General features: G+C 39.1%; 31 protein-coding genes. 7 read left to right on the top strand and 24 right to left on the bottom strand.

Translation table 11 applies throughout. From position 1 onward, the window contains the following. Positions 1-37 precede the first annotated feature (37 nt). From PLANO_RS02225 to acpS, 12 genes are all read right to left on the bottom strand, one after another. Entirely contained in the window at positions 38-637 is a 600-nt protein-coding gene (locus tag PLANO_RS02225; protein ID WP_038702610.1) for a PP2C family serine/threonine-protein phosphatase, read from the bottom strand. Beyond that, complete coding sequence (gene sigB, locus PLANO_RS02220; RefSeq protein ID WP_038702608.1) at positions 637-1,419, bottom strand: RNA polymerase sigma factor SigB; 783 nt, start codon at positions 1,417-1,419, stop codon at positions 637-639. The genes PLANO_RS02225 and sigB overlap by 1 nt, the downstream gene beginning before the upstream one ends. After that, a complete protein-coding gene (gene rsbW / locus PLANO_RS02215) occupies positions 1,397-1,867 on the bottom strand; it encodes an anti-sigma B factor RsbW (protein WP_038702606.1) in 471 nt (156 codons plus the stop codon). The genes sigB and rsbW overlap by 23 nt, the downstream gene beginning before the upstream one ends. 1 nt (position 1,868) lies before the next feature. Beyond that, positions 1,869-2,198, bottom strand: coding sequence for an anti-sigma factor antagonist (locus PLANO_RS02210; protein ID WP_038702603.1), 330 nt, complete (start codon positions 2,196-2,198; stop codon positions 1,869-1,871). Between the two features lie 96 nt (positions 2,199-2,294). Next, the gene (locus PLANO_RS02205; RefSeq protein WP_038702601.1) at positions 2,295-3,296 is read right to left on the bottom strand and encodes a PP2C family protein-serine/threonine phosphatase; all 1,002 of its coding nucleotides are present in this window, start codon (positions 3,294-3,296) and stop codon (positions 2,295-2,297) included. 12 nt (positions 3,297-3,308) lie between these two features. Beyond that, positions 3,309-3,710: an anti-sigma regulatory factor gene (locus PLANO_RS02200; protein WP_038702599.1), complete on the bottom strand. Its 402-nt coding sequence runs from the start codon at positions 3,708-3,710 to the stop codon at positions 3,309-3,311. A gap of 2 nt (positions 3,711-3,712) precedes the next feature. Further along, positions 3,713-4,075: an STAS domain-containing protein gene (locus PLANO_RS02195; RefSeq protein ID WP_008432419.1), complete on the bottom strand. Its 363-nt coding sequence runs from the start codon at positions 4,073-4,075 to the stop codon at positions 3,713-3,715. Then, complete coding sequence (locus tag PLANO_RS02190) at positions 4,075-4,902, bottom strand: RsbT co-antagonist protein RsbRA (RefSeq protein ID WP_038702597.1); 828 nt, start codon at positions 4,900-4,902, stop codon at positions 4,075-4,077. Before PLANO_RS02190 ends, PLANO_RS02195 begins: the two co-directional genes overlap by 1 nt. A 165-nt stretch (positions 4,903-5,067) precedes the next feature. Continuing rightward, the gene (locus PLANO_RS02185) at positions 5,068-5,418 is read right to left on the bottom strand and encodes a type II toxin-antitoxin system PemK/MazF family toxin (protein WP_008432415.1); all 351 of its coding nucleotides are present in this window, start codon (positions 5,416-5,418) and stop codon (positions 5,068-5,070) included. A 4-nt stretch (positions 5,419-5,422) separates the two neighbouring features. After that, positions 5,423-5,707, bottom strand: a complete 285-nt coding sequence (locus tag PLANO_RS02180) for a hypothetical protein (RefSeq protein ID WP_008432414.1) — start codon at positions 5,705-5,707, stop codon at positions 5,423-5,425. A gap of 43 nt (positions 5,708-5,750) precedes the next feature. Beyond that, complete coding sequence (gene alr, locus PLANO_RS02175; protein WP_038702595.1) at positions 5,751-6,908, bottom strand: alanine racemase; 1,158 nt, start codon at positions 6,906-6,908, stop codon at positions 5,751-5,753. 15 nt (positions 6,909-6,923) lie between these two features. After that, positions 6,924-7,277 (bottom strand): holo-ACP synthase, encoded by a 354-nt coding sequence (gene acpS, locus PLANO_RS02170; RefSeq protein ID WP_038702593.1) that lies wholly within the window; start codon positions 7,275-7,277, stop codon positions 6,924-6,926. Positions 7,278-7,345: 68 nt separating this feature from the next. On the opposite strand from acpS, the gene PLANO_RS02165 reads away from it, so the two are divergent. Next, on the top strand, positions 7,346-7,954 hold the full coding sequence (locus PLANO_RS02165; protein ID WP_038702591.1) for a rhomboid family intramembrane serine protease: 609 nt from the start codon (positions 7,346-7,348) through the stop codon (positions 7,952-7,954). Positions 7,955-8,001: 47 nt separating this feature from the next. On the opposite strand, the gene PLANO_RS02160 is transcribed toward PLANO_RS02165, so the two are convergent. The 9 genes from PLANO_RS02160 to PLANO_RS02120 form a co-directional block, all read right to left on the bottom strand. Beyond that, the gene (locus tag PLANO_RS02160; RefSeq protein WP_038705341.1) at positions 8,002-9,513 is read right to left on the bottom strand and encodes a PH domain-containing protein; all 1,512 of its coding nucleotides are present in this window, start codon (positions 9,511-9,513) and stop codon (positions 8,002-8,004) included. Next, positions 9,506-9,985, bottom strand: coding sequence for a PH domain-containing protein (locus PLANO_RS02155; RefSeq protein WP_038702589.1), 480 nt, complete (start codon positions 9,983-9,985; stop codon positions 9,506-9,508). The genes PLANO_RS02160 and PLANO_RS02155 overlap by 8 nt, the downstream gene beginning before the upstream one ends. A gap of 145 nt (positions 9,986-10,130) precedes the next feature. Beyond that, complete coding sequence (locus tag PLANO_RS02150) at positions 10,131-11,648, bottom strand: degradosome RNA helicase CshA (protein ID WP_038702587.1); 1,518 nt, start codon at positions 11,646-11,648, stop codon at positions 10,131-10,133. Positions 11,649-11,982: 334 nt separating this feature from the next. Continuing rightward, a complete protein-coding gene (locus PLANO_RS02145; RefSeq protein WP_038702584.1) occupies positions 11,983-12,681 on the bottom strand; it encodes an alpha/beta hydrolase in 699 nt (232 codons plus the stop codon). Positions 12,682-12,720: 39 nt separating this feature from the next. Further along, a complete protein-coding gene (locus PLANO_RS02140; RefSeq protein WP_038702582.1) occupies positions 12,721-14,079 on the bottom strand; it encodes a UDP-N-acetylmuramoyl-tripeptide--D-alanyl-D-alanine ligase in 1,359 nt (452 codons plus the stop codon). A 13-nt stretch (positions 14,080-14,092) separates the two neighbouring features. Continuing rightward, entirely contained in the window at positions 14,093-15,163 is a 1,071-nt protein-coding gene (locus PLANO_RS02135) for a D-alanine--D-alanine ligase (protein WP_038702580.1), read from the bottom strand. 73 nt (positions 15,164-15,236) lie between these two features. Further along, positions 15,237-15,554, bottom strand: coding sequence for a DMT family transporter (locus PLANO_RS02130; protein WP_038705340.1), 318 nt, complete (start codon positions 15,552-15,554; stop codon positions 15,237-15,239). Beyond that, on the bottom strand, positions 15,554-15,901 hold the full coding sequence (sugE, locus tag PLANO_RS02125) for a quaternary ammonium compound efflux SMR transporter SugE (RefSeq protein ID WP_038702578.1): 348 nt from the start codon (positions 15,899-15,901) through the stop codon (positions 15,554-15,556). Before sugE ends, PLANO_RS02130 begins: the two co-directional genes overlap by 1 nt. Before the next feature lie 73 nt (positions 15,902-15,974). After that, complete coding sequence (locus PLANO_RS02120) at positions 15,975-16,745, bottom strand: hypothetical protein (protein WP_038702576.1); 771 nt, start codon at positions 16,743-16,745, stop codon at positions 15,975-15,977. A 159-nt stretch (positions 16,746-16,904) separates the two neighbouring features. Here PLANO_RS02120 and PLANO_RS02115 point away from each other — a divergent pair, with 159 nt between their 5' ends. Beyond that, positions 16,905-18,086 carry an FtsW/RodA/SpoVE family cell cycle protein gene (locus PLANO_RS02115; RefSeq protein ID WP_038702574.1) on the top strand — a complete coding sequence of 394 codons (1,182 nt, stop codon included), beginning with the start codon at positions 16,905-16,907 and terminating at the stop codon, positions 18,084-18,086. 29 nt (positions 18,087-18,115) lie between these two features. Here PLANO_RS02115 and PLANO_RS16030 read toward each other — a convergent pair whose 3' ends face one another. Continuing rightward, positions 18,116-18,256 carry an Lmo0850 family protein gene (locus PLANO_RS16030; protein WP_008498815.1) on the bottom strand — a complete coding sequence of 47 codons (141 nt, stop codon included), beginning with the start codon at positions 18,254-18,256 and terminating at the stop codon, positions 18,116-18,118. 231 nt (positions 18,257-18,487) lie between these two features. On the opposite strand from PLANO_RS16030, the gene PLANO_RS02110 reads away from it, so the two are divergent. The 4 genes from PLANO_RS02110 (at position 18,488) to PLANO_RS02095 (ending at position 22,812) form a co-directional block, all read left to right on the top strand. After that, positions 18,488-18,811: a metal-sensitive transcriptional regulator gene (locus PLANO_RS02110; RefSeq protein WP_008498814.1), complete on the top strand. Its 324-nt coding sequence runs from the start codon at positions 18,488-18,490 to the stop codon at positions 18,809-18,811. Between the two features lie 16 nt (positions 18,812-18,827). Next, on the top strand, positions 18,828-19,049 hold the full coding sequence (copZ, locus tag PLANO_RS02105; protein WP_038702570.1) for a copper chaperone CopZ: 222 nt from the start codon (positions 18,828-18,830) through the stop codon (positions 19,047-19,049). Between the two features lie 77 nt (positions 19,050-19,126). After that, positions 19,127-21,514 (top strand): heavy metal translocating P-type ATPase, encoded by a 2,388-nt coding sequence (locus PLANO_RS02100; RefSeq protein ID WP_038702568.1) that lies wholly within the window; start codon positions 19,127-19,129, stop codon positions 21,512-21,514. 116 nt (positions 21,515-21,630) lie between these two features. Beyond that, the gene (locus PLANO_RS02095; RefSeq protein WP_038702566.1) at positions 21,631-22,812 is read left to right on the top strand and encodes an MFS transporter; all 1,182 of its coding nucleotides are present in this window, start codon (positions 21,631-21,633) and stop codon (positions 22,810-22,812) included. Positions 22,813-22,866: 54 nt separating this feature from the next. On the opposite strand, the gene PLANO_RS02090 is transcribed toward PLANO_RS02095, so the two are convergent. After that, positions 22,867-23,196, bottom strand: coding sequence for a DUF5658 family protein (locus tag PLANO_RS02090; protein ID WP_038702564.1), 330 nt, complete (start codon positions 23,194-23,196; stop codon positions 22,867-22,869). Positions 23,197-23,381: 185 nt separating this feature from the next. Continuing rightward, positions 23,382-24,650 (bottom strand): MFS transporter, encoded by a 1,269-nt coding sequence (locus PLANO_RS02085; RefSeq protein ID WP_038702562.1) that lies wholly within the window; start codon positions 24,648-24,650, stop codon positions 23,382-23,384. Between the two features lie 112 nt (positions 24,651-24,762). Between PLANO_RS02085 and PLANO_RS02080 the strand changes: the two genes are divergently transcribed. Beyond that, positions 24,763-25,986, top strand: a complete 1,224-nt coding sequence (locus tag PLANO_RS02080; RefSeq protein ID WP_038702560.1) for a helix-turn-helix domain-containing protein — start codon at positions 24,763-24,765, stop codon at positions 25,984-25,986. Positions 25,987-25,993 lie beyond the last annotated feature (7 nt).

Below are 25,993 nucleotides of genomic sequence, written 5' to 3'. Positions count from 1 at the left end.
ATTCTTTCTCATTTTAACACATAAAAAAGAAGCCTTCTCATTTGAGAAGACTTCCTGTTATGAATGTAGCGTCGTCAACCGTTTGAATCGACTCTAATATATCACTGTATAATTGTTCAGGCACCGTTGCTTTACGCATCATGGATTTTGGATTTCTTAAATCCACTCCATCAGAATGAATCAAAAACAAATCGTTCTCCATATATGTGTATAGTTGAGTACGCAGCTTTTGCGGACGTCCTGACAAATAGCCCATTACCGGCAATGGGTAAATAATTTCATCTTTTGTTTTTCGGTACAGATAAAACCGGATATTACCGACACAGCTGTATTCAAGGGTTTTATTATTAAAATCAACTTTAAAAATCGCCACAGCAGCGCCTCGTTTATGAATCATCAACTCATTAAAGCGTTGCATTAATTGATCCACTGTTTCGTGATGGTATTCTCTTAAAATCTGAGGAATCACTTGAGACGATTCACGTGCTATGGGTCCACTACCTAATCCATCAGCTACGGAGCAAATAAAGTAATCATCTGTTAACACGGTATGATAACTGTCGCCAGATTCATAATTCCCTTTTTTTGCTGCGTTGAAAATAAAAGCATTTATAGAACTATGCTGAATTTTCTCCACTAGGATACTCCGCCAGCTGCTAAAATTGCTTCTTGAAGTTTTTTAATCGCTTTTCTTTGTAAGCGAGAAACATGCATCTGAGAAATGCCGAGTTTATCCCCAGCCTCTTTCTGACTCAACTGGTCTATGTAGGTGAATTGGATGATTTGCTTTTCGCGTTCAGAAAGCACATTCATCGCTTCAGCTACAAGCATGCGTTGATCCGCTTTCTCATATCCATCGTCTTCCTGGCCAACTACATCAAATAAAGTAATTGTGCTACCGTCTGAATCTGCCTCTAAAGAATGATCCATTGAAAGTGCTTGATAGCTTTTGCCCATCTCCATTGCTTCCAATATATCGTCTTCTTCAACGTCTAGATATTCAGCGATTTCCCATACTTGTGGCGAGCGCTGAAGTTCTCTTGTTAGTACTTCAACCGTCGCTTTTATCCGAGGACCTAGTTCCTTTATGCGACGCGGAACATGGATTGCCCACGTTTTGTCACGCAAGAATCGTTTAATCTCTCCAATAATTGTAGGCACAGCAAAAGCTTCAAAACTACGACCGAACGATGGATCATAGCGTCTAATAGCTCCTAAAAGTCCGAGCATGCCTACTTGCGCTATATCTTCATGATAAGATTTCCCATTCGAATATTTTCGGGCAATGGATTCGACAAGGCGTTTATAATTTAACACCAAGTTTGTTTGGGCTTCTTCATCTTCTGTTTTCTGATAAGCTTCAATCCAATCAAGCACCTGCTCTTTAGTAGGCTGATTAGGATGAGACTGTTTCGACATCCTTCTCCACCTGCTCTCCTTCAACATGCTTTGTCATGAAGATCGTTACTCCTTCTTGATGATGAACTTTAACTTCGTCCATTAATGTTTCAATCAAATACAAGCCGAGACCTCCTTCGCGAAGAAAAGCACCTTCTTCTTCATCGTGATAAGGTCCAACTTTTGCTTTAGTTTCTTCAAAATTAAAGCTGCGACCGTGATCAGCGACCATAATTTCGATTTTATCTTCATAAAGTGCACAGCCAATTACAACTTCACCTTGCTCACCTTCAGTGTAAGCATGTTGAACCGCATTTGTCACCGCTTCACTTGAAGCAATTTTCAAATCCTCTATATCATCAAACGAAAAACCAATACGACTAGCCAAACCTGAAATCGTAAGTCTTGCAACACCTACGTATTGTGATTTAGCGGGAACTCTCATTTCTACATAATCGAAAGGACGCATATCAATTACCCTCCTTCCCGACTGATTCGATATCCATAATATCGCCTAGACCTGTAATATCGAAAAGGCGTTTCAACCGAACGGAGAGTCCTTTTAATTTTACGTGCCCACCATTTGAATTGACTGATTTATAAAAAGCTACAAAAACGCCTAATCCTGTACTATCCATATAATTAACGTCAGAAAGATCCAACTCTGCTTCTAAACCTTGGTGACTTTGGTAATCTTCTAATTTTCCGCGTAAGACTGGTGCAGTATGTGCATCAATTTCTCCGCCTATATATCCTTCAAGAACATTATTCGATTCAGTTAAATCTACTTGTATATTCATTGTAAGTTGACACCCCGTTTTTTAAAATTAACTCTCGCTTTTTAAAAAGCTACTCTAAGCCTTAATACCACCGACGCTAAGTCATTAAACCTGCTATTAGACTTTTTTATAAATTACCAATGTAAAATCATCCTGGAACTCTGCATTTTGCATTCGCTCAAGTTCATCGTAAACATATTGCACGATCACTTGTGCAGGTTTTTCTTTTTTTCGTTCAATTAATTCAAAGATAACTTCGCGCTCGATAAAGCCTTCTTCGTTTCGGCCTTCTGTTACGCCATCGGTCATCATAATGACTAAATCGCCTTTTTCCAAATCAACGGTGTGTTCTTCGTAGACCGCCGCTGGAGATACTCCAAGCAACAAGCCTTTCGCATTTAACTCTGTAAATTCATTGTCTTTTGCACGATATAAAATAGCAGGTTCGTGTCCTGCTGAACCATATGTTAAACGCGCTCGTTTCGCATCATAATTTCCGTAGAACATGGAAACAAACATCGAATCATCCACACTTTTCTCAACAATGCGGTTAATGATGCTTAGCACATCTTTCGGAAGTGCTTGTGAACTATTTAAACTGTCCATTCCAAATTTAATCATGGACATGCAAAGAGCAGCCGGAAGTCCTTTGCCGATTACATCTGCAACCGCGACTCCAGCATACCCGTCATGTTCACTCACAAAATATATATAATCACCATTCATTTTTTTCGCAGGAATAGAAAGAAGGCCTATATCTAAACCTTCTAGTAAGGGTAGTTTCGTTTTCAGCAAGGTTTCTTGCACATTCGCCGCTAAATCCATTTCTACCTTTAACTCTTCCTGTTGCTTTAAGAGACTTTGACGCTCTTGAAGCGCTAATCCATAATTGATCATCATTTCGATTAAAAAATCGAAAGAATGCCAAACAACATCCGGCAACTCATCGTAAAGTTCTTGAATTGCCCCTTTGTGCATACTAATCACTTCTTCAGGAGCAATATTCTCTAAGATAAGTTGACGGCTGAAATTTTGACCAACATATAAATTTTGTTCGGTTTGTTTTTTCATATACTCATTTAAAATCTCTTTATACTGATTCTCAATTTCATGAATCATCGGGTCTTCCCCCTAACGAAGCCACTTCGTAGCTCTTATATCTGTACCTTCGCCCACAATGGTTTCGATCTTAAAGTCGTCCATTAAACGCTTTACTCCAGGAAGCCCTGCTCCCAATCCACCTGAAGTTGTAAATCCATCTTGCATCACTTGACGAATATCTGATATTCCTGGACCGCTATCTGCAGCAATAATCAAAATCCCTTTTAACCCGTTTTCGGTCAATTGCTGAATTTCAATTCTTCCTTTTCCAGCGTATAAGTAGATATTACGAGCAAGTTCGCTTATAGCCGTTGTAATACGGGCCTGATCTACTGTGCCAAAACCAAGTTCTTTCGCGACATTACGTCCGAGTTGTCTTGCAGCAACAATATCCCATTCCGTTAAAATTTCTACCGAGGACTCATCGATCATGATTAAGCCTCCAATTCCAATTGAAGTTTATCCAGACCATTTTCTAAATCTAGTGCTGTCATAACATCTTCAAGTCGAATTCCTAACTCGATTAAAGTGATAGCAACTGCTGGTTGGATACCGGTAATAACTACTCTGGCCCCCATCAAGCTTGACATGCTGATGACGTCTCCCAAAACTTTCGCAATAAACGAGTCGATAAAGTCAATTGATGTTAAGTCAATTACAACCCCTCTAGCACTAGTTTCATGTAACTTTGTCAACAAATCTTCTTGAAATTGAAGAGCCGTTTGATCGTCAAGTTCCCATTGAATCGAAACAATTAATGTATCTCTTAATTTTAAAATTGGAATTCTAAAATTCATCAGTCTTCAACCTCCACAATTTTTCGGTTTGTCCAAGCAAGGGCCTGTTCTACCCCTCGCTGCAAGGTACTTGTCGTTGTGAAATCATTTAAATTTATACCTAATGTAACGATGGTTTGTGCAATTTCAGGTCGAATTCCGACAAGCATACATTTTGCTCCTACTAAACGCACAGCATCTGCTGCTTGGATAATGTGATGAGCAACCATCGTATCTACTACAGGAACACCTGTTATATCGAGCAAAACAACTTCTGCTCGGTGCTTAACGACACCTTCAAGTAGATTTTCCATAATTAATTTTGCTCGTTCTGTATCTATTGTTCCGACTAAAGGCATAACGGAAACTTTATCAAATACCGGAATTAATGATGCAGAAAGTTCCTGAAGCGCAATTTTCTGTAGACTAACCGTACGTTCCCACGTTTTAGAATAAGCTTGAATTGTACTTTCTCGAATAGGCGTGATCCATTTTGAAAATTCATCTATATAATCAGCAAGATTGCTATCATCAATAATTTCTTCTTTTCTCATATCTTCATAAACAATTTCAGCAAAGTGCCCAATTGCTTTTGAAACAAATGTGATAGACCAGCCAAGACGAACAACTTTTTCAGCAAAATCATTTATGCGACTTTCATATGCTTGGTGACTTTCTAGCAAATTAGAAATCATCAACTCTGCAAATTCATGGCTCGTTTGATTTATTAGTTTTTCAGGCATAATCCGAAAAGAAAGTTCCTGCTCTTCGTTCTTCATTTTTTCTTGCCATCGCGAAATAATTTCGGTTAAATTACCCTGTATATATTGAGCCATCTGTTTATTCATATTGACTAAAAACCCTCCCTGTTGCACTATGTAACCCTTTTTTCATCTACTACTCTTTATTGTATCGGAAATTCGTTTTTTTCACATCTTTTTTATCGTCATCACAAACTATAAAAAAGGCACCTTAAGAAAAATTCTCAAGGTGCCTCTACAAAATATGTATGCTTAAAATTTTACTAGGCCCACACTGATTTCCAATGCTTCATCCACTTTTTCCATCAATGTATCGTCAAGTTGAGTAATTTTGTCGGTCAACCTTGACTTGTCAATCGTTCGTAATTGTTCAAGCAAAATAACGGAATCACGCTCAAAACCATATTTCTTGGCATTGATTTCTACGTGTGTCGGCAATTTAGCTTTTTGAATTTGCGCCGTTATTGCAGCAATAATGACGGTCGGACTGAAACGATTCCCTATATCGTTTTGAATCACCAGAACAGGACGGGTCCCACCTTGCTCAGACCCGACGACTGGCGATAATTCCGCAAAAAAAACATCTCCGCGTTTTACAATCAAGTTGTCACCCTCCGCTTACGAGTCGCACAGTCGTATGCTCCGCTTCGTACTCAGCGTGAGAACATTCACAAGCAATCGATAGATTGATTTGTGACATCTCCACATAGCCCTTGATCATTGCTTCCCGAATATGATATGAGTCGTACAGATTTTTCGTCACCCGGTTTGTGGAAACGTATATATAATCTCCACTTTCCTGGACATGCTCATTTGAATGAGTTGTCAACTCCGAAATAAATTGCTTTGGCATTTTCACAACCACTTCTTTTGTCTTTGACTTACCGTACACAGCCGACACCTCCGAAAATCCCGTTCTTCTGTTATAGTCTCCCCTATCTTAACACCTTATCAGACTTCTGAAAAGACAAATCGGAGAACCCTGCACTTTCTACGTACACGCGTGGCACTCGTTTAGTTAAGATACAAGGAATTTCATAGGGGATTGTTTCAAGTTTGTCGGCCCATTCATCGATTAAAATCTGTTGTTGTCCTTGACGTCCAATCAATTGAACTTTTTCGCCAACGGGCATTTCCTCAGAAAGTTGAATCATACATTGATCCATACAAATACGCCCCACAATTGGAACACGTTGCCCTCTTACTAAAACATCTTGACCTTGCAAACCACGCAACATGCCATCTGCATAACCAATGGGTATCGTCGCAATCCACTCGTCTTGATCAGCACGATAGGTAGCCCCGTAGCTTAAGGATTCTCCAGCTTTCACTTTTTTCACATGAATCATTTCAGTTTCGAGACTAAGTGCAGGTTGTAATTGAAAGTCCATTTCCTTACCCACATAAGGGGAAGGTGCAATTCCATACAATGAAATTCCAACACGCACTGCATCGCAAACTAAATCCGGTTGCATAATTGCCACTGCGCTATTCGATACATGAACCATTACAGAAGGGTCATCCAGTTTATCAATTATATTATTCATTGCATTTACTTGCTGACTGAAAAGCGAAGAATCTTTTTCATCTGCAGTCGCAAAATGAGTAAAAATGCCTTTAAAACCAAAATCATGATCGGCAATAAAACGAAACGCATCGTCAACTTCATCTACTTGAATACCGATACGCCTCATTCCAGTATCCACTTTTAAATGAATCTTCAATGCATCTAAACCTTGCTCTATATTCATCGCGGCCATTGAAAGCCATTCAAGAGAAATAGCCGTCACCGTAATATTATGTTTCTGGGCGATTGGAATAAATCGCGCTGGAGTCGCTCCTAATACCAACAGCTCTGCATCTATCCCTTGCTCTCGTAAAAAAAGTGCTTCATCTGGAGTCGCTACTGCAAGCATACGGACACCATTTTCAATAACGTTTTTAGCAATTTCTAGAACACCATGTCCGTAAGCATCGGCTTTCACCACTGTAATTACTTCCGCATCACCGCTCTTTTCTTGAAAATAAGTCAAATTATTTTTGATTGCCGTTAAATTGATGACCGCTTTAGTCGGCCGATAATTTTCTATCATTTCAACACCGCCTGACTAGATTGTTTGTAAAAGAACTTGCGCAGCTGCAAATTCCTTTGAGTGTGTAATAGACACTAATCCCGTTTCTATTCCACGGAAGTAAATAGTAGGTTTTCCTTTATCATCTTTTCTAACTTCGATATCTTGAAAAGAACATTCACTGCCAATTCCAGTACCTTTTGCTTTGGAAAAGGCTTCTTTTGCCGCGAAACGACCTGCAAGATACTCAACTTTTCTTGTCTCTGTTAATCGATCGTATTCGGCTTGTTCGTAATGGGTTAATATACGCGTTCGAAATCTTGGTGATTTGGTATCTAATCGACGGATTCGTGACAATTCCACAATATCCAGTCCAATTCCTGTAATCATAAATGTTTCTCCTTTCATTCGCAAACAAGTAACAGGTATAATAAAACGTATGAAATAGAGGTGACAAAATGTTTATTCGAACAGAAAGCTTTAAGCAATATCTGCGTATGTATCCGGTCGTTTCCACTTTGATCGCGCTTAATCTGTTGGTCTATGTACTGACATGGTTACCTTTTCTTGGTCAATGGATTTATTTTTATGGCGTAGGGTCTAATTTTTACATTGCGCAAGGCGAATGGTGGCGCTTTTTCACCCCAATGTTCCTACATGGTGGACTGATGCACTTGCTGTTTAATATGTTTTCTTTATTCCTTTTCGGACCAGAATTAGAACGATTAACCGGTAAAGTTCGTTTTATAACGATTTACTTACTTGCAGGGTTTTTTGCTTCAGCAGCAACTTATTTTTTACAGCCACTCGATTATTCCCATGTTGGGGCAAGTGGTGCCATTTTCGGCGTTTTCGGCGCATTTGGTGCATTGGTATATTACGGGGGACGCGCTTTACCTCAACTTAAACAAATTATACTCCCAATTATCGTCATTAGTATAGTTATGACTTTCTTAACACCAAACATTAACGTTACTGCTCATATCGCTGGAATGATCACTGGATTCATAGTTGGACTTAGTTATTTCCACCCGAAACGTATCGTTAGTTGGCGAGCTAAAAAATAAAGACAGCCGGATTTTCACATCCGGCCGTCTTTTTTTATACTCATTTTTCAACTCGAACCCTCTTTTGCACCAAGCGGTTTATACCAAGTTAATATTCGACTAGCATCTTCTTTTTCCATATGCGGGGTTGTTGCAGTAGCACCCATCATACCTGATTTTATCGTTGCGTGAATTGAAGCAATTCCCTTCCGCCTTTGAAAATAACTTTGCGTCACTTGAACAACTTGAATTCGTTTTTTTAATATGAAATAACGATGCTTACTAAGTCCTCTAAATTGAGCGGTTAGCTGTCTTTCCCCAAGTGCATAACCTACAGTCTGGTGCTGCCAAATGCCGACAACAATAACAAACGGTACGATAATTAGCGCTAAAAGACCGTATGGATAGAAGAAATATCCCGCAGCAACAAAAAACGGAGAGAACCAAACTAAATTTAAGCGATAGAAAAAATGAATGCTTCGCTTTGGTGCCTTGACCAATTGAGGCTCCCATTCTAACTCCGGAAATAATTCTTCTAAAATAGGTAACATCCGATTTTTTTTAACTAAAGGAAATAGACGAATTTTTTCATCCTTATCCCCTACTGACCCACCAGCACTTTCGACTACGACCGTTGCATAACCGAATAGTTCTCGCAAAGGATTTTGGCTGATTTTAATTCCTTGAACACGTTTTAACGGAACAGAAACCTTCTTTTTTTCCAGTAAGCCTCTAGTGATATAAATTCGATCTTCATCGTACTGAATCGTAAACTGATAATTTGCTACGATTGTCATTATGACTGAAATGACCCAAGCCACCAGTAAGACAACAAAAACCGTTAGGGCAACAATTAATGCACCAAAACGCAAAAACAAGATAACTTCTTCATAAATAGCATCGTAGGGAATAAACTCAGAAAACTGCGAAAGAAAAATTGCTACTGCAGAAATGACAACGCCGATTCCTCCAGAAGTTGTCGCAAGAATTAATAATTCCTTCATAGACATATGATAAAGTGTTTTGGACATTTTTTTTACTGGAGCTTCAACATACTCTATGGGACCCATTACCGGAGTCGTATCTCGAGAAAGTTGATGTTTAGCCTTTTCCATTTCTTTTTCAATTCGATCTGCATCTTCTCTTGAAATGGCCGTCAATTCAGCTTCCGCTTGGCCAATTTTCCCAGAACCTGCTGTTTCTACTTTTACCTTTACCAAACCAAAAGGTCGGTGGAAAATTCCTTCTGCATAATTTAAGCTTTGAATCCGTTCAAATGGTATGTATCTTTTTTTCTTAACAAACAAACCGTATTCAATACGTAGTTCTCCATCTTCAAACCAATAAACAAATCGTTTCCATTTAACAATTCCAGCGACTAGTAGAAATAACAACACAGCTCCACCGACAATTACCGGAATTAACCCTTGCCAACCTTGATTAAACATCGAACTGAGACCGTCACCTCTAAATATATTGACACCAAAAATAATGATAAATGGGAGCAGTAACTCTTTCATTCCTTTAATAAAGTTTAAAAATGCCGAAATCGGATGTAGTTTATAACGTTCTTCATACATCATCTTCCGCCACCCTTGCCAATACAGAAATTCTCGCTCTCAACTCATCTGCCTCTGCTGTAACTAATGCAGGAATTGTATGAGTTGTTGCAGCTGTCGAAATTGAAATTTCTGCTAAGTCATACTTTCTTAAAATAGGACCTTGTTCAGTATCGACGTGTTGGACTCGTACCATCGGCACTAATGTGCGTGTAACAATAAACAAGCCGTGTTGCAGTTCAATTTCATGTTCTCTTACTTCATACCGCCAACGTTGCCACCGTATTTTGGGAAACCAGAAAATCAGCACGATACCAAATAGTAAAATAACCGCTCCATAAATCGCATAAAGCCATTGCGGCCAATCAAAAAAATAAGTTAGCACGCCTGCTCCAATTGCAATTAGCGCAATAACCGCTGTTTCCATACTGCCGTAAACACGCCAGACCGTTAAGCCTTTTCGTGAAATTTGGTTTTTTGGTTGGTTATCCATTGTCTTCTCTCCAATCGTCTATCTACTCATTATACGATTTATTCTTTAGAATGTTTCATTTCATTGTACCTGATATTCAAACAGCAAAAAAGGACATACGCTAAACAGTTTCCTGTTTTGCGTACGTCCTTTCAATTAATCAGTATTAAGATTCGCTACGGCGAGTCGTACGTCCTGGACGTCCGCCACCGCTTCCGCCTTCACGACGTCGGCTTGCGCCTGAGCTTGCTCCACGGCTTGATGATGGACGAGCTGATCCTGATGAACGATTACCTTTGTAACCGCCGCCTCCAGAACTGCGTCCGCCGCCGCCTTTACCTTTATATCCGCCGCCTCCGCGTGATGGCAAAGGACGTTCTTCGGAAATAGAAACTGGAATATCTTCCGGTTCTTTAGTCATTGTTTTAAGAGCTGCTGCAATCAAGTCAACCGCATCATGCTTATCAAGCATTTGCGTCGCGAATTCGCGGTAATCGCCAAGATTGTTTTTCTCTGTCATTTCAAGCAATTGTTCCATAGCAACGCGTTTTTGGCCAAGTACAGCTTCGTTCGCAGTTGGAGGAACCAATGCTTCCATTTTTTTCTTAGTTGTGCGTTCAACGATAGCTAAGTAGCCCATTTCACGTGGTGTCACAAACGTGACAGCGACTCCTTTTTTACCTGCACGACCAGTACGACCGATACGGTGAACATAGCTTTCAGGATCTTGTGGAATATCAAAGTTGTATACGTGTGATACGCCTGAGATATCAAGTCCGCGAGCTGCTACATCTGTTGCAACTAAAATATCAATTTTGCCTGCTTTAAATTGCTTTAAAACTGACATACGTTTTGCTTGGCTTAAGTCACCATGAATACCTTCAGCAAGGTAGCCGCGGATATTTAAAGCTTTTGCTAATTCGTCAACACGGCGTTTTGTACGTCCGAAAACGATCGCAAGTTCCGGTTGTTGAACATTCAAAAGACGTGAAAGGAAATCAAATTTCTCGCGCTCTACAGATTTCACATAGAACTGCTCAATGTTTTCAACAGTCATTTCTTTTGATTTGATTTTAACGATTTCTGGAGTTTTCATGAATTTCTCTGCAATGCGACGGATTGCATCCGGCATAGTTGCTGAGAACAACAATGTTTGACGAGTATCAGGAACACTTGCCATAATTGTTTGAATGTCTTCGATAAAGCCCATGTTCAACATTTCGTCTGCTTCATCAAGGATCAATGTGTTTACATTATCCAATTTAAGCGTACGACGGTTGATATGGTCTAATAGACGTCCTGGAGTACCAACGATAATTTGTGGACGGTTTTTTAGTGCACGGATTTGTCGGCTAATTTCTTGGCCACCGTATACTGAAAGAATACGTACGTTTTTATCTTGACCCAGTCTGTAAAGTTCTTCTGAAACTTGGATTGCCAATTCGCGTGTTGGTGCGATGATTAATCCTTGAACGTTACCGTCTTTAGTGTCGATTTTTTCAATCAAAGGAATACCGAAAGCAGTAGTTTTACCAGTACCAGTTTGCGCTTGTCCGATGATGTCTTTACCTTCCATACCAAGACGGATTGTTCCCTCTTGAATTGGTGTTGCTTCTTCAAACCCCATACGTTTTACGGACTTTAAAGTTGTTTCGCTAATATTTAACTCTGAAAATTTTACCAAATTTTTTCAATCTCCTTTTGTCTTCATCTGATTTACAAATGGTGTACATTTTAGATGAATTCGTGACAAGGGCGAGCCTTTATGAGGAAGTTTCACGTCGAAAATCATACTCTGTAGTTTTAAGTCAGAGGGGATGTGTGAACAGGAAAAGCTCGGGCTTTGCCGAGCGGTCTGATCGGCGGGCGTTTGATGCCCTATCTATAGAACAAACCGTTTTGCTCAAAAAAATACTCTTCACAGGGAAGAGTGTTTCAAAAATGTATCCATTGCTCTCAAAAGAATAACATGTTTTTTTACCATTTGCAATCAATACGCAAAGGTTCTAATAATCAGTTTACTCTAAGCCTTTATTCATAAACGTAAATACTTCACTAAACCATTCTTCACAGTCTTCGCTGTAACAGATTAAATGCTTGCCTTTTTCGGAACGAATCAAGTGCTTTTCTTCTGAACCAATATGGTCATAAATAAAGTCTGCTGCAGAAACTGGCACGATGCCATCTTTTTCTCCTTGCACAATGCAGACCGGAATTTTGATCTTATCGTAATAAGGTTCGACCATTTTTACTACGCGTAAAAATTCAACTGTCGAGCTGATAGGAGTATTTGTTAGTTTGTATTCGTAAAGATGAAAAAGTGCATTTTCGGTTATTTTGCCTGACACCGCATCTTTTACTGCTTCTTGTACTTCTTTAAACATTTGCACAGGACTAATGTATTTAGCAGCCGCGCTCAATAAAACAAGTCGATCTATTTTGTAGCGCATCGCTAAATACATGGCGATCAAGCCTCCCATTGAAAATCCTACAATGATGATACGATCCGCCGATTTTTTCAAGCGTTTTAAAGCTAATTCGGCTTCCATCATCCAACTTTCAGCAGTAATACTTTTTAATGCAAGTTTTTCGCCATGCCCTGGAAGTGTTGGGATTTCTACAAGCCAATCGGTTTGCTCGATTAAAAAATCGGCAAATGGTTCAACTTCAAATGGACCTCCTGTAAAACCATGAATACATAGCACACCGGTCTTCAAATCGGTTCCTTCTTTCTACTAACTAATGCTTACTGACTTTTATTGCGTAACAAAAGGTTCAATAATATTTTCCAATGCCATGCCACGAGAACCCTTTACCAAGATGACTGAGTCTTTGTTTGTTTGTTTTTTCAGGACATCGATAATCGGTCCATAATCTGATTCACTCCACAGCAACGTGCCACCATAACTCGGCTGCAATTTATCGTAAAGCCACTTCATACGCGGTCCATATAAGCAAACTCCTACCAAGTTATCGGAAATGTATTTGCTCAAAGCTTCATGATAGCTTTGTTCATCGTCTCCAAGTTCGAGCATGTCACCTAATACAACCCACTTCTTATCTTTCATCGTTGTTTCACGAATAAAGTTCAGCGCCGCATTCATCGATGAAGGAGCTGCATTATACGCATCATTAATAAAAATCGCACCATTATCTGATTGAATCATTTGCATACGCATATCTGTCAATGCTGCTTCTTTTAATGATTTCCGTATTTGCTCTTCTGACAATCCTGCTTCAAGAGCTACCAATATAGCAGCTAATGTATTTTTTACTTGGTGTTCACCTAATACAGGAATCGTAAATGCAGCATCTATAATGCCACTCACCATAAAGCTGCTTCCACTTTCAGTAGCTTTAATGTCCGTTACGGTTAATTCGTTGTTGTCATCAAATCCAAAAGACACACCTTGCGGAAAAGTTTCCATAAATGGCTGTAATAATGGTTCGTCACCATCATAAAAAAGTTTGCCATGCTGTTGAAGACCTGCAGTAATTTCAAATTTCGCTTCAGCAATTGCTTCGCGTGAACCTAGATCCTGCAAATGCGCTTCTCCGATATTCGTAATAATTGCATAATCTGGACGAGCTAGTTCAGATAAAAATTCAATCTGCCCTCTGCCGCTCATGCCCATTTCCAATACAGCAACTTTCGTATCTTCTTCTAAAGACAGAATCGTCAAAGGAAGACCCAATTGGTTATTAAAATTACCTGGTGTTTTTTGCACTTTAAAATAAGGCTTCAAAACACTAGCCACTAAGTCTTTTGTAGAGGTCTTCCCATTAGACCCCGTGATTCCAATAACCATTGCCGACAATTCATCGCGGTAAGAGCGAGCCATCTCTTGCAACGCTACTTCGCAATCATCTACAAAAAGTAATGGTAAATCTTCCGGCGCACCAGGTTCATCGCGTTGCCATAAAGAGGCAGTTGCACCTAGCTCAATTGCCGAGCGGACATATTTGTGTCCGTTCACTTTTTCACCACGAAAAGGGATAAACAAATCACCTGGCTTGAGCGTTCTCGTGTTGATTGAGACTCCCGTGATGTCAATGTCTTTTAAATTCGTTTTGATATCCAGCCATTTGGCTACTTGTTCAATCTTTTTTTTCATTTGGCTTCTCCACTCAATCTATTTTAACTTGCAGTAATTGTTTTTCTTCATGTCTCTCGATCGCTAACGTTATAAGTCGTTCAATTAGTTCTGGGTAAGGCACTCCTGTGTGCTCCCACAATAACGGAAACATACTAAAAGGTGTGAATCCTGGTAATGTGTTTACTTCGTTAATGAGGATTTCATTGTTTGCTGTAACAAAAAAATCTGCTCGAACAAGTCCTGAACAATCCAAGATTTTAAACGCCTTTTTAGCATCTACTTCTAATTTTGCGTAAACCGCTTTATCTAGTTCGGCCGGAATAATCATTGCTGTATTGCCATCTTTGTATTTCGCTTGATAATCATAAAATGCTTTTAATGGTTTGATTTCTCCAGCTACTGAACATGCAGGCTCATCATTCCCAAGAACTCCCACTTCGATTTCACGCGCGACTACACCTTGTTCGATGACAATTTTACGATCAAATTTTAACGCTTCTTGTACAGCAGCAACCAATTCTTCTCGACCCTCTGCTTTACTAATACCAACACTCGACCCTAGATTGGCAGGTTTGACAAAGACTGGCCAAGCAAGTTCTGCTTCAACTTTATCCAACCAGAAACCTTGATTTTTATCCCAGTCTCTTCTTATAAAATACACATATGGCGTTTGTTCTAAACCTGCTTGTTCGAACAATTGCTTCATCACCACTTTGTCCATTCCTGCCGAAGATGCTAATACACCATTTCCTACATACGGAATGTTCATAACTTCTAGAAGACCTTGTACCGTACCATCTTCTCCATTTGGTCCGTGAAGTAACGGGATGATAACGTCTAACTCTTCACTCGCCTGTGTAGGAAGAAAGCTAGAAATATCATTCGGTTTTCCAGATCCTTCTAAAATTTGAAGTTGTTCAATTGTTTTTGCTGATTCTTCAAGACGCTGACCTTTTCTCCACTCACCCTCTTGCGTGATGTAAATTGGATAAATTTCGTATGCATCAAAATCAATTGCCTTCGTCACAGCTAGGGCTGTGGACAGAGAAACTTCATGTTCTGCTGATTTGCCTCCATATAATAAACCAATCTTTTTTTTCATTTAAGAAACCTCATTTCATTATCCTTATTGCTTAGTTTATCACGAACCTGCAATGACTAATAATTTTTTAATGTCATCCGCCGAATATTTTCAGTCCTGCTACTCCAATAATAATGCAAGACAAGAAAAACAACTTGGCTATTTGCCTACTCTCGTTAAAGAAAATCATCCCCACCAAGACGCTTCCTGCTGCTCCAATCCCCGTCCAAACAGCGTAGCCTGTTCCCAATGCAATCGTGGTTAGTGCAAGCGATAACAAGTAAAAACTGAGCGCGCCAGATACAACCGTTAAAACCGTATAACGCTTTATTTTAAATCCTTCTGATAATTTCATTGTCGTGACAAAGACTACTTCGAATATTCCAGCAACAATCAAGATCAACCATGCCATCATGACTGCACTTCCTTATCAGCAGATCTTTTTCCATCTAATACTTTTAAGCCAATAATGCCGAATAGTAATAAACATAAAAAGAAAAGTTTTTCAAAACTTGCATTTTCATTAAATAATATGATTCCTAGAACCGCTGTTCCTGCAGCTCCAATACCCGTAAATACTGCATAGGCTGTGCCAATTGGAATCGTCTTCATCGCAGCAGCAAACAACATAAAGCTAACGATAATAAAAATGATTGTTACAAGAGAAGGAACGAAATTTGTAAATCCATTAGCAAACTTTAAGCCGATTGCCCACACAATCTCAGTCAGCCCTGCAATCACAAGAAGAATCCATGCCATGTAATCCCTTCTTTCCTATAGACTAACTGCTCTTTAGTATCAGTCCGAAAAAAATGATACCCGCTTAAAGGTATCATTTCCATACTTTTAGTTTTTTATCGTAGACAATCTTGCGAGAAACGCCTTGTTTTGTATACTCTTCTATATCAGACCAGAATTCATCTAAAAAAGAAATTTCTTCTACTGAGCGAATATGCAGTTCAATTGTATTTTTTGTTTTTTCAGGATCAGCCAATGATATGAGTACGCCTTCACGGTAATTCTTTTTTAATGATTGAAGAATTTCAGTAGGCAGTTCCGGGATTAAGTCCTTAGATTTCCGTCTCCAGAAATTTTGACCATTTCCTTCTCTCCGAATTAAATACGTAAAGTAATTTCCAACTAACTCATTTAATCGTTCTAATTTGCGGAAGTATATTTTTGTCGTTTCTTCTTCTTCACTTGATAAATAGACAAATTCATTTTGAAGAGTCGAAAAAAACGGCGTCTTTACCGGTTCTTTTTTATGACCAATGTAAAGCAATTCCGCTTGTTCCTGGGGCGTCAGGGAGTTTAATTGCTTTTCGCTTTTGAAATCGATCCAACAAAATTCACTTTTTTTATTTGCACGCGCTTTTCTCAACTGACTAAAATCCTCTTGTGTCGCAAACTCCATATGGGTATGCATATTAAAAGAGGCCTCTTCATATGGGTGTTTTAATAACAAAAGATTTTTAGGCAATTTCATAGCATCCAAAAAATGAGCAAAGGTCAGGCCACTAAATAAAGCAAATTGATCAGACTCGTTTAAATATATATATAAATGCTGTATGTATGCATCAGTGTGCAACGGTTTTCTTTCCATTTCCCCCACTCCATTCCATTTTCTATTATACGACCAAATAGAAGAAATATGAAACATCCGTACTCCAAAAGCGTCATTACTTTTGTCATGCGCATATTACAGTTATATACGTTATAATAGTTTTCGACTCATAATAATAAAAAGTACAGGTGGAATCACATGCAAACTAATAAAAGCTTTACCGACCGCATTGATTGGTCGCTAGCTTTCATCTTATTTCTGTTTTTTATCGTCAGTTTGGTAGCTATTTCTTCTGCCCAAACTTCCGGTCAGTATTTAACGAATTTTGTTCCACGGCAAGCCTTATTTTATATCATTTCTGTCATGATGATTGCCGTTCTTATGTATTTTGATCCTGAACAATACAAAAAGATGGCCTATTATCTATATGGTTTCGGAATTCTTTTGCTCATTCTATTAATGATTTCGCCTGATGGAGTTGGACAAATAGCCGCTCCCGTGAACGGTGCAAAAGCCTGGTTTCACACACCATTTGTCAATATTCAGCCGGCTGAATTTATGAAAACCTTTTATATACTCGCATTAGCTAAAATGATTTCCTCGCATCATGAACAGCATTTAATCAAATCACTGAAATCCGACTTTTATTTACTCGGTAAAATCGGTTTGTGTTTAGCTCTTCCTCTCGGCTTTATCCTTTTGCAACCTGACTTAGGAACTGCACTTGTTTTTATCGCAATTACGTTAGCAGTGGTAGTCGTTTCAGGGATCTCTTGGAAGATTATCGCACCTAGTTTTGGCGGCGTTGCTATCGTCGGGGCAATTTTGCTATGGATGACTATTAATGCACAAGACTTTTTATCTAGCGCTTTCGGATTAAAACCTTATATGTTTGAACGTATTTACACATGGCTAGATCCTTATTCTTATGCAGAATCTGGTGGGTATAACTTGATTGCCGCCATGAATGCAATTGGTTCTGGAGAAGTTTTTGGTAAAGGCTATCAAGGACGACAAGTTTATGTACCAGAAAACCATACCGACTTTATCTTCACTGTTATTTCAGAAGACTTTGGGTTTATCGGCGCTAGCGCTGTAATCATTTTGTTTTTCATGTTAATTTACCATTTGACGAAAATCACGCTGCAATTTAAAGATACGTTTAGTACGTATGTATGCGCAGGGATTATCGCGATGGTCACTTTCCATGTATTCCAAAATATCGGCATGACCATTCAATTATTGCCGATCACCGGAATACCGTTACCGTTCATTAGTTACGGCGGTAGTTCGTTAATCGGGAATATGCTCGCACTTGGAATTGTTTTTAGTATGAAATTCCATCATAAAACGTATATGTTCGATAAAAACAAAAAATAAAAAGCTCTGGCGAATTGCGCCAGAGCTTTTTATTGTTGTGACTGCGCTTGAATCGGTTGTGGTAACGCTAGCGCTTTTATTAATTCCACACGAGATTTTGTGATTTTTGCTTGGATTCCAAGTTTCGATAAATTTGAAACAATGTTGCGAACATCTACGTTTTTCGCCATCCAGATCACCTCTTTATATTATTCGTTACTTATATAAACGCAATTCACTTTACTGTGTTGCAGTTAAAATGTATAAATTATTGACTTTTTTATGTCTATGTATATAATACCATCATTTCAGGATTTTAAACTTATCATTTTGATGACAATTGTGAAGAAAAGGTAAATCAATTGATTTGCATACCCTATAGAGGTATATTATAGTGAGAAATATGAGGGGAGAATCTTCAGATGAGCGAATTAATCGAAGAAACCTTAGCATTGGATACTAGTTGCCGTAAAAGCCACCATCCTCTCTCTGTGAAAAGAGATTTAACTAATCGACTCAGTCGTGTCGAAGGTCAAATCCGTGGCATTAAAGGTATGGTAGAAAAGGACGTTTATTGCGATGACATTATCACACAACTAGCGGCGACTCAGTCTGCTTTAAACAGCGTAACAAAAGTTTTGCTAGAAGGTCATTTAAAAGGCTGTGTTAAAGACCGCCTTGAAAATGGTGAAGAAGAAGTTTTAGATGAACTATTGGTTACTATTCAAAAAATGATGCGCAAATAATGAGGAGGAATTTCAAATGAAAGAACAAATTAACTTACAAGTAAGTGGTATGTCTTGCCAACATTGTGTGAAGTCTGTCGAAGAAAGCGTTATGGCGTTACCAGGAGTCGAAAAAGTAGAAGTTTCTTTAGAAAATAACTCTGTTGATGTAGCATATGACGGTTCTGCAGTGGATGTTGGTCAAATTGCTGAGGCAATTGAAGATCAAGGATACGATGTAGCGACTTTAAGTGAATAACTGCGGAAACGCGGTTATTTTTTTCACAACATCATACCCCCTATAGGTATGCATTATTAAAAAAGGTGGGACTCACAATGAGCACAAAACAAACAGAAGTAGCCATTACCGGCATGACTTGTGCAGCCTGTGCAAATCGTGTCGAAAAAGGCCTTCAAAAATTACCAGGTGTTTCAGAAGCGACCGTTAATTTTGCAACAGAAAAAGCCAACGTTGTTTATGATAGCGATCAAGCATCAATGACTGAAGTACAAAATAAAATCGAACAATTAGGCTATGGCGTGCAACAAGAAGAAATCGATTTCACAATTCAAGGCATGACTTGCGCCAATTGCTCTGCACGCATTGAGAAAGTATTAAACAAAATGGAGGGTGTTCAACTAGCCAATGTGAATTTGGCAATGGAAACTGGACATGTTTCATATAATCCTGGAACCGTTACACCTGAAGACTTTGTTAAACGTATTCAATCGCTTGGTTACGATGCGATACTAGAACAAGAAAGCGAAGACGCAACCGACCACAAGCAGCAAGAAATCAAAAAGAAAACACGTCTTTTCTGGATTTCTGCAGCACTTTCGCTCCCGCTTCTTTGGACGATGTTTAGTCATTTTTCGTTCACGTCGTGGATGTATGTGCCTGAAATTTTGATGAATCCACTTGTTCAATGGGCATTAGCAACACCTGTTCAATTTATTATTGGGGCTTCATTTTATAAAGGTGCTTATTTTGCTTTAAAAAACAAATCCGCGAACATGGATGTTTTGGTCGCACTCGGAACTTCAGCTGCCTATTTCTATAGTGTTTACTTGGTTCTTTCTAATTGGAATACAGGACATACGATGGGCTTGTATTTTGAAACAAGTGCAGTATTGATCACGTTAATTATATTAGGGAAAGTGTTTGAAGCACGCGCAAAAGGCCGTTCTTCTGACGCCATCAAAAAGCTAATGAAACTGCAACCGCAACATGCACTCGTTGAGCGCGGAGATGAATTTGTCAGTTTGCCCATTTCAGAAGTCAAAACCGGCGATATTCTATTGATTAAGCCTGGCGCATCTATTCCAGTAGACGCTGCTGTTCTTTCAGGTAATTCAGCAGTGGATGAATCGATGCTAACTGGTGAAAGTTTACCGGTTGATAAAGAAGCAGGCGACGCCGTTTTTGCAGCGACCGTCAATTCTAACGGTTCACTTCATGTACGCGCGGATAAAATCGGTAAAGATACCGTTTTATCCAACATCATTCGCGTTGTTGAACAAGCACAAGGATCAAAAGCGCCGATTCAACGACTTGCTGATCAAATTTCCAGTGTATTTGTTCCAGTCGTCGTCGGTATTGCGGTAGTCACGTTTATCCTTTGGTACTTTGTTGTATCACCTGGAAACTTCCCAGCTGCTCTCGAAAGTACAATTGCAGTTCTCGTAATCGCTTGTCCGTGTGCACTTGGACTTGCTACACCAACTTCAATTATGGCGGGATCAGGACGTGCTGCTGAGCAAGGTGTGTTATTTAAAACAGCAGAATCGCTAGAAAACACAAAACATATTGATACCATTGTTTTGGATAAAACAGGCACCATCACCAACGGTCGACCTGTTGTTACTGATTTTATCGCAGTTGATGGAATCGATTTGGAAGAACTAAAAAATATAGCGGCAAGTGCTGAAAGTCAATCTGAGCACCCTGTGGCGCAAGCTATCTCTGATTATGGTAGAAAAAATTTAGCAGTCAGTCTTTTCGAAGCTGTTCCAGGTCACGGAATTCGTGCCACAGTAGACAATCACCAAGTTGTAATGGGCAACCGTCGTTTGATGGATGGCCTTGTCATTGACGAAGAACAAGCGAGCGTTTTGGAACAAGACGGCAAAACGGTTATGTTTATAGCTGTGGACGGCCGTTACAGCGGACTTGTTGCTGTTGCTGATACTGTGAAAGAAACTGCGAAAAGAGCCATTCAAGAAATGAAAGATATGGGATTGCACGTGGTCATGTTAACAGGAGATCAAGAACAGACGGCGATGGCGATTGCTAAACAAGTTGGCATCGACGAAGTATTTGCGGGTGTTTTACCTGCAGAAAAAGCAGATGTTGTGGTGAAGCTTCAACAACAAGGCAAACATGTTGCCATGGCTGGAGACGGCTTGAACGATGCTCCAGCTTTAGCTAGTGCAGATGTCGGCATGGCGATGGGTACAGGAACGGCGATTGCGATGGAAGCCGCTGATATCACGTTAATGCAAGGCGACTTAATGAGAGTCGTTGATGCAGTTCAAATGAGTCGACTAACCGTTCGAAATATTAAACAAAACTTGTTCTGGGCACTCGCCTATAACACGATCGGTATTCCGATTGCGGCGGTTGGTCTTTTAGCTCCTTGGCTTGCAGGTGCCGCTATGGCATTCAGTTCCGTATCGGTTGTTATGAACGCGTTACGTTTGCAACGTGTTAAATTGAATAAATAAACAGATCGCTAAAAAGAAGGCCCTTATTGGCCTTCTTTTTTTCTGGTCATTGTTCTACATAAGAAACAAAGGTAAAATGAGGGCATATTCTTTTCAGAAAGTAGGAATTCTTTATTATGAAAAAAACCATTTTGCTGCTGATGTCCGTGCAATTTTTTGTGTACTTAGGATTCGGCATTATTATACCGATTTTACCGGAAGTCATCGTACAACAAGGATTTTCCGAAATTCATGTAGGTGGCTTGATTACCATTTACGCGTTGTCTTCTTTTTTCACTGCACCGTTATGGGGAAAACTCTCAGACCGTACAGGGCGAAAAAAGCTAATTCTCGTTGGACTAGCAGGGTTTAGTTTAAGTTTTTTCTTATTTTCGTTGTTTCTTGATAATCTAATGCTACTGTATTTTTCACGTATCGTTGGTGGTTTATTTTCAGGTGCACTCTACACTGCTGTAACCGGATACGTAGCAGATATCACTTCAAATGAAGATCGTAATAAATATATGGGCTTTCTTGGCATGTCGATCGGCTTAGGGTTTATTTTCGGACCTGCTATTGGTGGATTACTAGGATCAATTTCCTTATCGCTGCCTTTTACAACTTCTGCAGTTCTCGTACTGTTATTGATGGGTTATGCGAGTCTTGTGTTAAAAGAGCCTGTACGCAAAGGCGAAGCCACAAAGCGCGCACTTTTGCCTAAAGGATCAAGTACGCTTTGGCAGTTCCGTATTCGTTATTTGTTTTTAATGTCTTTCATGGTAACTATTTTACTAGCAGGACTAGAATCGACTTTCCAATTGTTCCAAATCAAACAAATTAACATTACCCCACTTCAACTCGGTTACTTGTTTATCGCTAGTGGGTTTGTCGATGCTGCAATTCAAGGCGGCGTCGTTCGCCGTATTAAAGACGGTGCTGAAACAAAATGGATCATTGGTGCACAAGTCGTTACAGCTCTAGGGCTATTCATTCTCCCCTTCACAAGCAGTTTGATTTTTGCTGGGGTTGCACTCAGCATCTTTACTGCCGGTAATGCCTTGTCTCGTACAGCGCTCGTATCGCTAACTTCGAAAGAATCCGGTGGTAAATATGGGACAGCTGCAGGTTTGACTTATTCTATGGATAATCTAGGGCGCATTATTGGCCCTCTAGCCTTCACATGGCTTCTTACTATTCAGGCTGGCAGCATTTATTATTTATCTGCAGCATTGGCAATAGCCAGCATATTATTGATCGTATTGTTTAGAGCTTCTAATAAGACTTTAGCAACGACAAAAAAAGCCAGCACTTCTGCATGATGATAAGAGCAAGAGTTCTAGAACAGGCATCGCTTTTAGCGGTGCTTTTTTTATTCAATAAGTTATTGCGACCAAAATAACTAACCAATAAATGTGAAGCAGCAGCGTAATCGAATACAGGATATTAACAATAACGAGCGTGTAACGCCATATGTGGGATTGAATCTTGATGAAAGGTGTGAAGAGAAAGCTGAAAAGACAGAGCGACAAAAACAACTTTGTTGCGAAGAGGGCTAAAGGAGATAGCGATGCTAACAATGGATTCCCTTCATCTATAGCTCCAGTTGAAAGCCCAATATATGTTAATAAGCCATCTAAGAAGTTTAAAATGACTAAGCTCCAAACATATTTTTTTAATGGCGCATTTGCTTTTTCCACTTTCATAGTCTCCCCCCACTCACTAAATAATAAGTCCTTAGTAATGGGTTACCCAGAAAATACATACTATAGACATTAAAAGGGGGTATTTATACATAAATTATTTTAATTTTCAATTAATAAAGAAAATAATCTTTAAAAAGCGCTGAACAACATACATTAACAACGTTGTTCAGCGCTTTTTATGAAACTTATATTTTTTGAAGTGAAGGCATTGCTTCTTTCATGATCGAGGAACGCATCAAATAACTTGTTAACGCAATTAAACAAACACTGCTTATCCCTACTACGTATTCTGCAGGCAACATATCATATAACAAGCCAAACAATAAATAGCCGAGCGGCATCATAGCCATTGCCATCGACTCCAATATTCCAAAAACGCGACCTCGGTATTCTTCTGCTACGTCCTTTTGCATCATGACACCAATGGGCGTATTAACAAAGACATTGCTAATACCAAATATCAACATAAGCAAAAGGAAATAGCCAACTGTTACGTTGTAAGGCATACCAATAATCAGCGGGATGCCCATGCCAGCAAGCAAAACAGACATCGCCAATATCCCTCTTTTAGCAACTAGAAGCGGAAATCCTACTTCTTTGCTTATTGAAAAATAAATTGACGCTATTAACATCCCTATCGCAATCATCGCTTCAATCATGCCAAAATGCGTTGCTTTGATTTGCAATTGCTGAACCACGATAAATGGCAAACCAATCATCATTGAAGAAAAAAAGAAGTTGATACCGATAGCGGTCGTGACAATCACCATGATGACACGGTTAGATTTTAAATAAAGAAACCCTTCTTTCATTTCTTTCAACATAGAAGTGTTCGAACTGCCACTTTGCTGTTCAGTTCGATTTGTAAAAAGCTTGAAATTCATTGTGGACTCTAACAAGACAGCTAAAGCGTACGCCGCTACTTGGATGATGAGAAAGACATTCATCGAAACAAATCCGAAAAGAATTCCTCCTACTACAGGACCACCGATTGCTGCAATAGAAACGGCTGATTGGTTAAAACCCATTGCTCGTTGAATGCGATCTGGGTCAATCAGATTGGCAATTGACGAAGAGAATGTGACACCGGTAAACATCGTACTAATGGACAACAGCGCGGTTGTCGTATAAATAGCTGTTAACGACAAGTCATTTATTAACCCAAAAATAAGTAAGCCTGCTACTGCTAACACACTGGCTAGTTGGGACAGAATGATGGTGGCTTTTTTTGAGTATTTGTCGGCAACATATCCCGCAAATGGAGATAATAGTGATCGTGGCAAAATACTGCATATTAAATTAATCGCAAAACTAGCAGCTGAACCGGTCAATGCCAATACATACAAACTAATACCGAATGCATAAACAGAGCTTCCAAATGTGGAGATTAATTTGCTAACTGTAAATGTGTAGAGATGGTATGTTGCCTGTTTGATACGTAAATCATCTGTCATCTTTTGTCCTCCTAAACGAAAGTTTAATTTAATTAAACAAAATATATCACGAAAGAATTGACATAGCAAGAAAAAGTTTAATATAATTAAACTATTGAAGGCGGGTGATCCAATGACTACTTTAGGCGAACGAATTAAGACATTAAGAAAACAAAAAGGATTAACGTTACAAGCCTTAGCGGGCGATCAATTAACTAAAGGAATGCTTAGTTTAATCGAAAACAATAAGGCAAATCCTTCTATGGAAAGCTTGGCATATATTGCAGAACAACTAGATGTAGATCGCAATGAACTTCTTGAAAATATGCCAACACATGAATTGAGAAGCTTATTGGAAAAAATAGAAAAGCTATATACAAAAGAATTGTTAAGTAATGAATTGATTGGCAAGTACAAGGAAATCATTGAGATTTTAAAGCCATATCTCGATCGACTTCCTTTTCGCTATGAATCTGCAAGACTTCTTGAAATTTACAGTCGCTGTAGTTATCACACAAAACAAAATGACTGGGAAGAGACGTTGAGAGGCGCAGAAGATATTTATGAAAGCCTGCATATGATCAACCAAAGCGCGGACCTTCATATTTTCAAAGCAATGATGGCGTTTACGGAGCATCGCTATAAGGAAGCTTTAAATTCGATTCAAGCCTCGAGAAAAACATTTGAAGAACGTACTGGGGTTTTAGATCATCTGAAGAAATTGGACTTTGATTATTACGAGTCGATTCTTTATTCCGCTATTGGAGATGGCAAAAACGCTAAACGTTTAATGGAAGAGGCTATTCAATACTCAAAAGAGCATCAAGTATTTTATCGAATTGATGCTCTTTACCGACTAGCAGGGTTCCAAGCCATGTTGGAAGAGGATGTAATAAGAATAGATTATTACATTTCGAAACTTCGTTTGTTTGCAGATTTTACAGAAGACGATGAAGTGAGCGCATTAGCTAATGCGATTGAAGTTCATTATTTAAATTCTTTTGCTCATGATTACCATGCGGCTCTTACGTTGATTGATGAAAACTTAGAAAAGTATCCCGAAGACAAAATCTTCATGTTTACTTTAGAAAAAGGCAAAGCTTTATATGGTCTTGGGCAATTTAAAGAAGCTTTAGAATGGCTGAAAAAGCATGAGCTCTGGGAATTTCTTCATCACCCTTATGACTTATCGCTGCACTATGAAAAAGATGCGTATATGGCACTCATTTACTTAGAGCTTGGCGATAAAGAACTCGCCAAAAAACACGCCAGTATCGCTAAAGACTTGATCGAACCTATGCCTAATTTTCCTCATAAAGCATTTATATTAGATGTTTATAACAAAATTGTCGTATAACAATAGC

The sequence above is a fragment of the Planococcus sp. PAMC 21323 genome (genome assembly GCF_000785555.1).
Classification (GTDB): domain Bacteria; phylum Bacillota; class Bacilli; order Bacillales_A; family Planococcaceae; genus Planococcus.
This window is presented reverse-complemented; position numbering and strand designations above follow the sequence as displayed.